The following is a 12,128-nucleotide window of genomic DNA, read 5'->3' as shown; positions in this document are numbered from 1 at the left end:
CCCGTCGCAACGTCTATGCAGCAGGACGGACCCATGATGAGCACGGATGACAGGATGGACCAGCAGGCGCTCGAATGGGCACTGGCCACGCAGGAGGCGGACTTTGCCGGCTGGGACGGTCTCGCCGCCTGGCTGGAGGCCGACCCGCGCCATAGCGACGCCTATGATCGCGCGCTGGCGGCGGGCAATGTCATGGCAGAGCTCAATGCGCTGGCGGCACCGGTGCGGACGCGCGCAGCCAATGACAATATTCAGGCCCCGGTGCGCACAGATCGTCGACGCGGATGGATCTACGGCGCGATTGCGGCATCGGTGCTGGCCGTGATCGCCGTGCCGGTGTGGCAGATGCGCCCGCAGCCGTACACAGTCGCCACCGCGATTGGCGAGACCGAGAGCATTGCGCTGGCCGATGGCAGCCGCATCCTGCTCAACGGGGGAACGCGGGTCACGCTCGACCGGCGCAATATCCGCTTTGCGCGGCTCGATATGGGCGAGGCGCTGTTCGAGGTCCGCCACGACGCCAGCGACCCGTTCGTCGTCGAGACAGGCGATGTCCAGCTGGTGGATGCCGGCACCGCGTTCAACGTGGTCCGCGATGCAGATGCCCTCGACGTCGCGGTCTCCGAAGGCGTGGTGATCGTCAATCCCGATGCCGAGAATGTGCGTCTGCCTGCCGGTCGCCGCGCCCTTGTCGATACGACCAGCGGAAAGATCACGGTCTCCGATGTGGGCTTTGACCAGGTAGGCGGCTGGCGATCAGGCGAGCTGAGCTTTGCCGGCACCCCGCTCGCCGGTGTCGCCGCTGCGCTCGAGCGTAGCCTGGGCGCGCGCATATCGGTCGCCCCGGCGCTGGCTGCGCGTCCGTTCAGCGGCGTCATCCAGATCCGGGGGCGCGGCGCAGCAGACCTTGCCGACATCGCGCCGGTGCTGGGAACGCGCGCGGTGCGGCGCGGCGATCGCTGGGAACTGATCGGCGCCGATGCGACCCCTTAACACCGCGCTGCTCGCGCTGCCCTTGCTGATCGCGTCCGCACCGGTGCTGGCGCAGGGACCGGTCGCGATCGATATCGGCGCGGGACGGCTCGACAGCGCGATCATCGCGCTCGGGCGGCAGGCGGGGATCACCATCGGAATCAGCGACGCGCGATTGGGGACCCACAGGGTGCGGCGGCTGCGCGGAGTGATGACGCCCGAGCGTGCGCTGGAGCGGCTGCTCGATGGCAGCGATGCCCGGTCCGTGCAACTGGCGAGCGGCCATTGGCGGATCGTTCGTGCAACGCCAACCTCCCGGCGCAGCGGGGCACCGATCCGCCTCGCCGTGGCGATGCCGGTGCCAGTGGCGCAACCGGTCGAGGAAATCGTGGTGACTGCACAGGGCGCACGCAGCGATGGCCTGACCCGCGATCTGTTCGGCCATCTTCGGCTCGATGGCGATTTTGCGCTGGGCGGGCAGGGGCGCGGCTCCGATGCGCTAATCGAGCGATTGCCCAGCCTGGGCTCGACCCAGCTCGGCCCCGGTCGCAACCGGCTGTTCCTGCGCGCGATTGCCGATTCAAGCTTCAACGGCCCCACCCAGGCGGTGGTCGGCCAGTATCTCGGCACCGCGCGGCTCAATTACAACGCGCCGGACCCGGACCTGAGGCTGGTCGATCTTGCCAGCATCGAGGTGCGGCAGGGTCCGCAAGGGACGCTGTACGGCGCAGGGACGTTGGGCGGTGTCATCCGGCTGGTCCCCAACATGCCCGATCTCGACGACTGGCAGGCAGGCCAATCGGTTTCGCTCGCCGCCACCCAGCATGGCGATCCATCGGCGGATGCCAGCGCGATGCTCAACGCGCCGCTGGTGCCCGGTGCGATCGGCATCCGCGCGGTAATCTATGGCGGGCGCGACGGCGGCTATATCGACGACCGGCTGCGCGGGCGCGACGACGTCAACCGCGTCGAAACTCTGGGTGGCCGCATCGCTGCGCGGATCGAGCCAGGCGATGACTGGACGATCGACCTGATGGGGGCGGCGCAGAGCATCGACGGGCGCGATAGCCAATATGCCGACCGGCTGGGCGACCGGCTCGACCGTGCAAGCCCGTTCGCGCAGCCGTTTCGCAACCGGTTCCGGCTCGGCCAAGTCGCGATCGGCAAGCAGTGGGACAGCTTCGAACTGCTCTCGACCAGCACGGTCACCGGGCTCGACCTGACCGAAACCTTCGACACCAGCCAGCCCGGGGCCGAGCCCAGCCTGTTTCGCCAGCGCGGCGAGACGCGGCTGATCACCAACGAGACCCGGCTGTCCGGAGAGACCCCGGGCGGGATCGGCTGGCTCGCGGGCACCAGCCTGTTGCACAACCGCTATCGCATCCGCCGCGCGCGCGGATCGGTCGAGCGATCGTCGGCGATCACCGGGATCGAGAACCAGGTGGATGAGGCCACCGCCTTCGCCGACCTGACGATCCCGGCGACCGAGCGGCTGTTCCTCGATCTTGGCGGCAGGATCAGCCATGTTCGGCTGTCGGGCGAAGCGCTCGATGCCCCGCTGGCGGCGGTGGCGATACTCGCGCGCAGCAGTGCGCGGCGCCAGCAGACCGCGTTCCTGCCCTCGGCAGGGCTGCGCTACCGCTTCTCCGATCGCGTGTCTGGCCATGCGCGCTATCAGGAAGGTTTCCGGCCCGGCGGCATCGGCGTGCGCGATGACATGGTGCGGCGCTATCGGCCCGACGCGGTGTCCGCGGTCGAGGCGGGGCTCGCGTTTTCCGGAAGCACGTTGAGCGGCGATGTGACGCTCGCCTATACGCGCTGGCGCAACATCCAGGCCGATCTGATCGACAGCGATGGTCTGCCCGCGACCGAGAATATCGGCCACGGTCGCATCGTGACGCTGGATGCGACGCTGGCGTGGCAGCCGGTTCCCGCGTTCTCGATCGAGGCGTCGGCGGTATGGGCGGACAGCCGGCTGGCCGATCCTTCGGCAGGCATTTTCGTGCTGCCGCAGAACCGTACAGGGTTCGACTTTGCGAGCATCCCCACCGGCGCGGTGATCGCCGAGAGCAACGACCTGCCCAATGTCGCGCGGCTGTCCGGGCGGATGGCGGCGAGCTATCGCGCCAGCCTGGGTGATGCGGGCGACCTCACGCTGGGCGCGACACTGCGTTATGTCGGACGATCGCGGCTGGGCATCGGGCCGGTGCTGGGGGCGGTGCAGGGCGATGTGCTCGACACCGGGCTGTCGGCCAGCCTGCAGCGCGGCGGGCGATCGTTCTGGCTGCAGGCGAGCAACCTGCTCGACACGCGCGGCAATCGCTTCGCGCTGGGCTCGCCCTTCACGCTGCCGCTGGGTGACCAGATCACGCCGCTGCGCCCGCGCACCATCCGGATCGGTGCAGACTTCAGCTTCTGACAATTTTTTGCTTTGTCTTGCAGCAGTTTACCGCAGCTCTCGATCGAATTTCGAACATCGCCATACGGGTCTGATTCCTCCGCAGCGTCTTGGTGAGTGAAGCTGAACAGCTCTTCCTCCCCCGATCCTGAAAGGACCTTTATGCGCCTGTTGCTGGCCTGTACCTGCCTGACTCCGGTCACCCTGCTGCTTTCGCATGCCGCGGCGCTGGCCGAGACCAGCGTCACCACCGCGCGGACCACCCCGATCTCCACCGCTACTGCCAACAACGGCGCCGCCGACAGCATCAAGATCACCAGCACCGGTTCGATAAAGCCGACCGCGGGCGTTGCGGTGACCGTGGCCAGCAACCACGATGTCACCAACGAAGGCACGATCCAGACCACCGATGCCAACGCTTCAGCGGGGATCGTGGCACAAGCGGGCGTAACCGCGACGATCACCAACAAGGGCACGATCACCCTCGACGAGACCTATGCGCCGACCGATGCCGACAAGGACGGCGATCTCGATGGGCCGCTCGCGCAGGGGCAGGGCCGATTCGGCATCCGCACCCTGGGCGCGTTCACCGGATCGGTGGTCAACAGCGGCGCGATCACCATCGAGGGCAACGACAGCGCGGCGATCAGCCTCGAAGGCCCGCTCACCGGATCGCTGAACAGCAGCGGCGGGGTGTCGGTGCTGGGGAACAATTCCGTCGGCATCCGCGCAGGCGCGGTTTCCGGCAATGTGGCGCTCACCGGATCGATCACCGCGAGCGGCGCCAATGCCATGGGCGTCGCCCTCACTGGGCCGGTGGGCGGGGCGCTGACCGTGCAGGGCGCGATCGCAGCGACGGGCTATCGCAGCACGACATCGCCTGCAGACCCCAGCAAGCTCGACGCCGATGACCTGTTGCAGGGCGGCCCGGCGCTGCAGGTCGCAGGATCGGTGGCCGGCGGAATCCTGTTCGATGCGCCGCCGCCCAACCTCAAGCCCGATGACAAGGACGAGGACAAGGACGGCATTGACGATGCTGCCGAAGGGACTGCGCAGGTCACGTCCTATGGCGCCGCGCCTGCGGTGCAGATCGGCGCTGCCACCGGTACGGTGACCATCGGCGCGGTGGCAGGCACCGCCGCGGCGGGCAACGGCATCGTCAACAATGGCCGCATCCTGGGAAGCGGCGTCTACAAGGATGTCGCGGCCACGGGCATGCTGATCGGCGGGCTGGGCGGGGCGACCACCGTCGCCGGCGGCGTTGCCAACACAGGCTCGATCGGTGCAACATCCAACGGCGGCAATGCCACCGCGCTGCGCATCGGCGCGCTCGCCAGCGTGCCGGCACTGCGCAATACCGGAACAATCGAGGCGGCGGGCGGCAATGCGGCGACCAGCCAGGTGCGCGCCGTCGTCATCGATGCGGGCGGATCGCTGGCGAGCCTGACGAACAGCGGCAAGATTGCCGCGACCGCCGCCACCGACGGCGCGGCAGGTGCGATCATCGACCTGTCCGGAACGCTGCGCACGCTCGAGAACAGCGGTACGATCAGCGCCACCACCGCAAAGCCCGCAGCCGACCGCGCGATCGCCATCGACCTTTCCGCCAATACCAGTGGGGCCACAATCCGCCAGACAGGCGCGACGGCCACGGCAAAGCCCGCGATCACCGGCGATATCCGCTTCGGATCGGGCAATGACGTGCTGGAGGTTTCCGCTGGCAGTGTCACCGGCGCGCTGCGCTTTGGCGCTGGTTCCAACCGGCTGACGGCAAGCGGCGAGACCAGCCTATCGGGCGATGCGACCTTCGGCGTGGGGGCCGATACCGTACAGCTCTCAAGCAAGGCAGCCTATGCGGGCCGGATGGACCTGGGCGGCGGGGCCGACAGGCTGGCGCTGTCGGGCACTGCGCAGCTGCGCGGAACGCTCGCGGGTGCGGGGCAGGCAGCGGTGACGGTGGCTGGCGGAACGCTCGCCATCACCAGCCCGGGGACGGTGGCGCTCGGCTCGCTGGCGGTCAGCGAACAGGGCACCATCGGCGTGGCGATCGATGGCAAGGCGGGCACCTTCACCCGGTTTGCCGTCGCAGGCGCGGCGAGCTTTGCCGCAGGTTCCAAGCTCTCGGTCACGCTCGCCAACGTCAGCCGGTCGGAAGGCTCCTACCAGATCCTCAGCGCCGGCTCGCTGACCGGAAGCGCCAATATCGTCGCCTCCAGCATCGCGCTGCCGTTCCTGTTCAAGTCGACGCTCACCGGCAGCGATGCGGCAGGCACGGTGACGGTCGACATCAAGCGCAAGTCGGCGACCGAGCTGGCGCTGTCAGGCTCGCAGGCGCGCGCCTATGATGCGGTGTTCAAGGCGCTCGATAACGATGCGGCGGTGGCAAGCAGCTTCCTCGGGATCGCCAGTGCCGCGCAGGCCAGCGCGGCGGTGCAGCAGATGCTGCCCGACCATGCCGGCGGCACCTTCGCCACCGTGACACAGGGCTCGCGGGCGACTGCGCGGTTCCTGACCGACACGCGGGCACCCTATAGCGATCAGGGCAACTGGGGCTTCTGGCTGCAGCAGACCGTCTGGGGCAGTGCCAAGGATCGCGATGGCACCGCTGCCTTCGACACCAGCGGCTGGGGTGCTACCGGCGGGGCGGAGATCAAGGCGGGCGATGTCGGCGCATTCGGCCTGTCGGTCGCCTATCTTCGCGGCAAGAACGATGACACCGATACCGGCAACGAAGTGCGGTCGAGCCAGTACGAGCTCGCTGCGCACTGGCGCGGGGATTGGGGGCCGCTGCGAGCCTTCGCGCGCGGGTCTGCGGCACAGATCGAGTTTGGCGGCACCCGCCGCTTTGCCACCGCGCTGTCCGGCGCAGCGGTCGAGAGGGTGGCCGATGCCGACTGGTCGGGTCAGCTCTACAGCGCATCTGCGGGCCTCGCGTACGAGGCAAGGCTGGGCAGGCGGCTGGTGCTGCGTCCTGCGGCGTCGATCGATTACTATCGGCTCGACGAGGATGGCTATGCCGAGACCGGCGGCGGCGATGCCTTCAACCTGACCGTGGACGAGCGCAGCAGCGACGAGATCGCGGTCAATGGCACTCTAGTGGCAGGCTATGATCTCGGCAGTCTGACTGCTGGCGACGTGTGGATCCGCGCCGAGATCGAGGGTGGTCGCCGCCAGATCATCGGAGGGTCGCTGGGCGATACCACCGCGCGCTTCAAGGGCGGCGAGGCGTTCACCCTGGTTCCCGACGCGCGGGGCGATGGCTGGATCGGCGGACTGCGCCTAGTCGGCGGGCAGGACGGCTTCTCGCTGGCCGGCGAGCTTGGCGCCGAGGAGCAATATGACCGGTTCGCGCTGAACGCCCGCGTATCGCTGCGCGTCGGCTTCTGACCCTCTGCCGCGTCAGGACGCGATCAGCTGTTCGCGCAGCCGGATCGCGTCCTCCAGCGGGATCGCATGGATCGTCACGGCAGAAGGACGGCCCGCCACCCCGATGGCAATTTCGGCAAGGCCGATGAACCGGCTGACGACGCTCTGGCGGATGTCGACGCTCTGCACCCGGCGCACCGGCAACAGCGTCAGCCGCTGCGCCCAGAAGCCGTCGCGCACATAGAGCTGGTCCCCCGTCAGGGCATAGCGATGCGCGCGCCAGTGCATCCAGCTGATCACGGGGACGATCGGCAGCAGCAGATAGGCCAGCGCGATCCACGGGCTGGCCAGCGCGGCTGAAACGCCAAGGCCGATCATCGGCACCGGCAAGGCAAAGGCCAGGGGCACCCACCACATCGCCGGATCGACGCTGCGCATGTCGGCATGGTCGGTCTCCCAGGCGATCCGGGTTTCATCCAGAACCGCGCGCAGCTCTTCGGCGGTGGCGAACGGCGCGATGGCGTGGTCGCTTTCCTTGTCGCTGTCGCTGGCAAGGCTCTGCACCTTGAGCGCGAACCAGCCGAAGTGCCGCCGGATCGCCCCGGTCTCGATCACCGCGGCCTGGATGCGATGCAGCGGCATCACGACATCGGTGAGCGTCAGCAGCCCGCGCCTGCGGCGAAATCCGGTTTCGGTACGCTCCAGCCGGAAGCCGTATTCGCGCAAGGTCGTGCGGATGATGCCGCCGACCAGTCCGATGACCACCAGGCTGAACAGCGCGGCAATCACCGAGGCAATGCGCGCGGCCATATCGAGCGTGGCGAACAGATCGTCGAGGCCCAAAAAGTCGAGAATGCGGCGCGGATTCCAGAAATCGCCGGGGATCAGGAAATCGAGATTGTTGATCAGCGCGCCGACGAGGGCGAAGAACACCAGCGAGAAATTGAACACCCCGGCGGTCAGCACCCGCGGCATGTCCATGGTGAACAGCACGGGCGCATCGGCCTGCGCGGCTACTGTCGAGCCAATGCTTTCCGCGTGAGCGCCGGTGCCTTCGGCCTGCGCTGCCTTGCGCAACCGGATGACGTCGCGCAGCCGCGAGGCTTCGGCCAGATCGACCGAATCGAGCGCGCCTTCATCTCCGCTGCCGCTGCTGCCGGTTTCCAGCCGGACCCTGGCGAGACCCAGCAGGCGCGCGAGCGGGCCCTGTTCCAGATTGACGTCCTGGATACGCTCATAGGGGATCGATCGGACATTGCGGCTGAAGATGCCGCTGGCGATGCGCAGTTCCTCCGCATCGAGCCGGTAGGAAAAGCGCCACCATTTGTAATATTCGGTTCCGAACATCGCGAGAATGGCGACCAGCGCAAACACCCCGACCCAAGCGCGCAATTCCTCCGGGCCGCTTAGCCGCAGGGCGATCAGTCCCAGCACCGCCTGCGGCACCTGTTTGGAAAGGTTGAGCAGCAGGGTCAGCGGATGCAGCCGCCGCTCGGCCGGGGCCGCCGGTTCCACGATCACCGGGTCCGCCGGGGCAGGGGCGGCAGCGCCCAGCGTCTCGCTCATTCGGCCTCGCGGCGGATGTGCAGCCGCATCATGTCGCGCAGCGCCTCGGCATTGCTGCGGGTGAGGCCGGGCAGGGTGACGATGGAATTGTGCGTCCCTGCGGTGTGCACGGTCAGGCTGGCAAGGCCGAAAAGCCGCTCGATCGGCCCCTGAGCGACATCGATGTGCTGGATGCGGCGAAAGGGGACGATGGTGTCGGTGCGAAACATCCAGCCGCGCGCGACGCGCAATTGCTCGTCGGCATGGGCATAGCCCCAGCGCCGCCAGCGCCGCTGCGGCAGGAAGACCAGAATGAAGGCGGCCAGTGCCAGTACCGGCGCCAGGATCGCCCCGTGCTCGATATGGCCCTTGCCGACCAGCGCGAACTCCAGCACGCCCGCGCCGATGAGCACGGGCAGCACGATCATCGCGGTGGTGACACGGATGACCTGGATGAAGCTGCGCTCCACGGGTTGCAGACCGCTGCCCAGCGCATCGTGCCGGTCAGGTTCTGCCGGAACGAAGAGGTCAGCCGATGAAGACGCCATGCGCGTGCACACTCCCGCAGTTCAGCCGCCGGGTTGGCGGCCTGATCTATATGGGGCAGGTGTATTAGTCGCGCAAGGCGGTTAATCGCGGTGGCCGGGGCTTACTCGGGCGAGGGGGCTTCGGTCTCGGGCTCCAGGCCATCGGCCTGCGCGCGCATCGCGGCAGCCGCAGCTTCGCGCTCGGCCTTGCGCGAATCGAGCTGGGCTTCGACCTCAAGCTGACGCGCTTCGACCGCAGCAGCATCGCGATCGATGTTCGACAGGCGACGCTGGCGCTCTTCCTCGATCAGGCGACCGGCAACAGCCTCTTCACCGGTCTTCTTTTCCAGACGCGCGGCCTGAACCAGCGACTGGGTGCAACCGGTGAAACCACCCGCGCCGACCGGCGAACAGCTGTCGGTGCCGAAATTGCCCACGGTCTCCATCGACCGCACCCGCTCGGTCCAGGCGGTGTTAGCAATGGCATTGGGGTCGCTGCGCAGGTTCTCAGGGATGCGATAGCGTTCCTGCTCGTCCATCCGCATGCACACGACGATTTCGTTGGGATCGTCCGAAGGCTCGCAGGCATCGTCGCCATAGACGATCTTCTGCACCACCTTGTCACCGGCGGAGCTCTGCGCGGAGGCGGGGGCGGCGAAGGCCGTTCCTATCAGCAGCAGGGCTGCCAGCGATCCGGTCTTCATCGTCTTGATCCTCCAATCGGTGTCGTGTCGTGCTGCGCATAGCCGCGCGAGGATGAACAGGGCGTGATCGCCCCCAGGTCAGATGCGCTTGGACAGCGCGATCGCGGCGCGGCAGCCCATGCGGATCACCGTGCTCATCACCGGATAGCCGAATGCCTGTTCGGCGCCTTCGGTCAGCGCGCGGTCCTTGTGCTCCAGCTCTTCATCGCGGAACCTGGCAATCGCGCTGCTCAGTTCAGGATGGCTGTCGCCCAGTTCCTCGAGCTGGTCGGCATAATGCCGGTCGATCTCGGTTTCGACCGCCACGGTGCAGGCCATCGCCGCCTTGGGCCCGATCAGTGCGGTGACAGCGCCCAGACCAAACCCTGCGATGTTCCAGAACGGCTGCAGCGCCGTCGGGCGGACGCCGCGCTCGGCCATCAGCTTGTCGAAAAAGGCGCGGTGGACCTCTTCCTGCTCAGCCATGCCCGCGATCGCACGGGATTCCGGCACATGATCGCCCATCACCGCGCGCTGCCCGGCATAGATGCGGGTCGCGCCATATTCGCCGGCCTGGTTGACGCGGATCATCTGCGCCAGATCGACCTCCTTGGCGACAGGCTGGAGAGGTTCGTTTTCGTGCATCATGCGACAATTGTCCCGGTTTTCTTGCGGCGCAGCAGCCCATAAATGGCGACCGCCCCGCCCAGCGACAAGAGGAAATTATAGCCCGCCAGCGAGATGCCGAACAGCGACCAAGGCGCGGTATCGCAGCGCACCAGCGGGGCTGCCATGATCGAATTGAGCACGTCGTCGGTGGTGTTTCCGGCAGGCATTGCGGTGGCGCAGCGGGTCAGGCCCTCCCACCAGCCATATTCGACCCCGGCGTGAAATCCGCCGATCAGGCCGCTGGCAGCGATGGCGATCGCGGCGAGCGCAGCCATGGCGACGCCCAGCCCCTGCACCCGGCGCACCGAGAGCACGGCGATGCCGCCGAGCACCAGAGCGGCCCAGTGCGGCCAGCGCTGCCAATAGCACATCTCGCACGGGTAGAGGCCAAAGACATACTGGCTGATCAGGGCCCCACCCAGCATGAAGGCGGGCAGAAGAAACGCCAGCCATGCGGCGATACGCGGCGCGCGCGAAGTCATGTCAGATCAGGCCCCCGGCTTGAATGGTTGGCGACGCGGAAAACTGCGTCAGTTGCGGCGCGTCACCGGACGCCCCGCACCAGCAGAACGCACAGGGGTCGTCCGGGTTGCCGCCAGCCGCGCGCTGGCCAAAGTCGTGCGCTGCAACGTTGCCATCGCGTAATACAGCTGGAAGTCCTCGATGCCCTTTTCCTTGAGCTGCTCGGTGGTCATGGTGAAGCGCGGATCGGCGAGCTTGTCGACCTCCAGATCCTTGTCGTCCAGACCGATCTCGTTGATCAGATGGCCGCGCAGATCGGATTCGCGCAGCTTCATGCGCGTCTTGTAATCGGGGTCGGAGAGCTGCGGCACCGCGATATCGGGCTCGATCCCGCCTTCCTGCACCGAATTGCCCGAGGGTGTGAAATAGCGCGCGGTGGTGAGCTTGAGCGCCGAGGTCCGCGACAGCGGCAGCAGCGTCTGCACCGATCCCTTGCCGAAGCTGCGTTCGCCCATCACCAGCGCGCGGCGATGGTCCTGCAGCGCACCGGCGACGATTTCGGACGCCGAGGCCGAACCGGAATCGACCAGCACGATCAGAGGTGCACCGCCGGTGGTATCGCCGGGGCGCGCATAATAGCGTTCGATATCGCCCTTGTGGCGTCCGCGCTGCGAGACGATCTCGCCCTTCTGCAGGAACACGTCGGAGACGGCGACCGCCTCGTCGAGCAGCCCGCCGGGGTTCGAGCGCATGTCGAGCACATAGCCCACCGGCTTGCGGCCGAGCTTGGTCTCGATCGCCTGGATCGCCTCGTTGACGTCATCGCCGACGCTGGCGGTGAAGCTGGCGATGGTGATGATGCCGATATTGTCCTTCACCTCCCAGGTGACGGGCTTCAGGTCGATGATCGCGCGGGTAATGTCGACATCGAATGGCTTGTCGCGGCCTTCGCGCACGATGGTGAGCTTGATCGAGGTGCCCGGCTCACCGCGCATCTGGTCGACCGCATCGTCGAGCGTGCCGCCATAGATCAGCTTGCCGTCGAGATGCGTGATATAGTCGCCGGCCTTGATCCCGGCCTTGTCGGCGGGGGTCTCGCGGGTGGGAGCGATCACCTTGACCGCGCCGTCCTGCATTGTCACCGACAGGCCGAGGCCGCCGTAAAGACCCTCGGTCTGGGTGCGCAGATTGGCGAAATCGCGCGCGTCGAGATAGCTGCTGTGCGGATCGAGTGCGGCCAGCATGCCATCGATGGCACCGCGCACCAGCTTGTCGTCATCGACCGGCTCGACATAGTCGGTCTTCACCCGCTCGAAGATGTCGACGAATTTCGCGATCTCCGCCTGCGTATCCGATTCGACCTGAGATACGGCCGAGGTGGTGATCGGGACCAGCGCAACCGCCAGGGCGATTGCAGAGGCGCGGGCGAGGCGGGACTTCATCATCGAATGGCAACCTTGTTGTTGAACCGGCTTGAAACCTGGCCTGCGGATCGCCTTTCCCCGC

The 12,128-nt window shown here is 67.3% G+C and carries 9 protein-coding genes; 3 read left to right on the top strand and 6 right to left on the bottom strand.

Annotation, left to right across the window (positions count from 1 at the left end):
* Positions 1–33 precede the first annotated feature (33 nt).
* The 3 genes from LI72_RS07780 to LI72_RS07770 all read left to right on the top strand — a co-directional run bounded on the left by LI72_RS07780 (position 34) and on the right by LI72_RS07770 (position 6,757).
* Positions 34–993, top strand: a complete 960-nt coding sequence (locus LI72_RS07780; RefSeq protein WP_197051843.1) for a FecR family protein — start codon at positions 34–36, stop codon at positions 991–993.
* Positions 980–3,391 (top strand): TonB-dependent receptor domain-containing protein, encoded by a 2,412-nt coding sequence (locus tag LI72_RS07775; protein ID WP_052129597.1) that lies wholly within the window; start codon positions 980–982, stop codon positions 3,389–3,391. The genes LI72_RS07780 and LI72_RS07775 overlap by 14 nt, the downstream gene beginning before the upstream one ends.
* 141 nt (positions 3,392–3,532) lie before the next feature.
* Positions 3,533–6,757 carry an autotransporter outer membrane beta-barrel domain-containing protein gene (locus LI72_RS07770; RefSeq protein WP_033925136.1) on the top strand — a complete coding sequence of 1,075 codons (3,225 nt, stop codon included), beginning with the start codon at positions 3,533–3,535 and terminating at the stop codon, positions 6,755–6,757.
* A 12-nt stretch (positions 6,758–6,769) separates the two neighbouring features.
* Here LI72_RS07770 and LI72_RS07765 read toward each other — a convergent pair whose 3' ends face one another.
* From LI72_RS07765 to LI72_RS07740, 6 genes are all read right to left on the bottom strand, one after another.
* The gene (locus LI72_RS07765) at positions 6,770–8,302 is read right to left on the bottom strand and encodes a PH domain-containing protein (RefSeq protein WP_033925135.1); all 1,533 of its coding nucleotides are present in this window, start codon (positions 8,300–8,302) and stop codon (positions 6,770–6,772) included.
* Entirely contained in the window at positions 8,299–8,829 is a 531-nt protein-coding gene (locus LI72_RS07760) for a PH domain-containing protein (RefSeq protein ID WP_052129596.1), read from the bottom strand. Before LI72_RS07760 ends, LI72_RS07765 begins: the two co-directional genes overlap by 4 nt.
* Positions 8,830–8,930: 101 nt before the next feature.
* Positions 8,931–9,512 (bottom strand): hypothetical protein, encoded by a 582-nt coding sequence (locus LI72_RS07755; RefSeq protein ID WP_033925134.1) that lies wholly within the window; start codon positions 9,510–9,512, stop codon positions 8,931–8,933.
* A 78-nt stretch (positions 9,513–9,590) separates the two neighbouring features.
* On the bottom strand, positions 9,591–10,139 hold the full coding sequence (locus tag LI72_RS07750; RefSeq protein WP_156139526.1) for a demethoxyubiquinone hydroxylase family protein: 549 nt from the start codon (positions 10,137–10,139) through the stop codon (positions 9,591–9,593).
* Positions 10,136–10,642 carry a disulfide bond formation protein B gene (locus LI72_RS07745; protein ID WP_033925133.1) on the bottom strand — a complete coding sequence of 169 codons (507 nt, stop codon included), beginning with the start codon at positions 10,640–10,642 and terminating at the stop codon, positions 10,136–10,138. The genes LI72_RS07750 and LI72_RS07745 overlap by 4 nt, the downstream gene beginning before the upstream one ends.
* Before the next feature lie 48 nt (positions 10,643–10,690).
* A complete protein-coding gene (locus LI72_RS07740) occupies positions 10,691–12,064 on the bottom strand; it encodes a S41 family peptidase (protein ID WP_052129655.1) in 1,374 nt (457 codons plus the stop codon).
* Positions 12,065–12,128 lie beyond the last annotated feature (64 nt).

The organism is Sphingomonas sp. 35-24ZXX, from assembly GCF_000786215.1.
Taxonomy (GTDB): Bacteria; Pseudomonadota; Alphaproteobacteria; order Sphingomonadales; family Sphingomonadaceae; genus Blastomonas.
Note: the sequence above shows the minus strand (reverse complement) of the source record. Positions and strands in the feature narration are given on the sequence as shown.

Bases quoted from the DNA above. Each gene is read 5' to 3' on its own strand.
- LI72_RS07780 (WP_197051843.1), top strand. From the start codon at position 34: ATGATGAGCACGGATGACAGGATGGACCAGCAGGCGCTCGAATGGGCA.
- LI72_RS07775 (WP_052129597.1), top strand. From the start codon at position 980: ATGCGACCCCTTAACACCGCGCTGCTCGCGCTGCCCTTGCTGATCGCG.
- LI72_RS07770 (WP_033925136.1), top strand. From the start codon at position 3,533: ATGCGCCTGTTGCTGGCCTGTACCTGCCTGACTCCGGTCACCCTGCTG.
- LI72_RS07765 (WP_033925135.1), bottom strand. From the start codon at position 8,302: ATGAGCGAGACGCTGGGCGCTGCCGCCCCTGCCCCGGCGGACCCGGTG.
- LI72_RS07760 (WP_052129596.1), bottom strand. From the start codon at position 8,829: ATGGCGTCTTCATCGGCTGACCTCTTCGTTCCGGCAGAACCTGACCGG.
- LI72_RS07755 (WP_033925134.1), bottom strand. From the start codon at position 9,512: ATGAAGACCGGATCGCTGGCAGCCCTGCTGCTGATAGGAACGGCCTTC.
- LI72_RS07750 (WP_156139526.1), bottom strand. From the start codon at position 10,139: ATGATGCACGAAAACGAACCTCTCCAGCCTGTCGCCAAGGAGGTCGAT.
- LI72_RS07745 (WP_033925133.1), bottom strand. From the start codon at position 10,642: ATGACTTCGCGCGCGCCGCGTATCGCCGCATGGCTGGCGTTTCTTCTG.
- LI72_RS07740 (WP_052129655.1), bottom strand. From the start codon at position 12,064: ATGAAGTCCCGCCTCGCCCGCGCCTCTGCAATCGCCCTGGCGGTTGCG.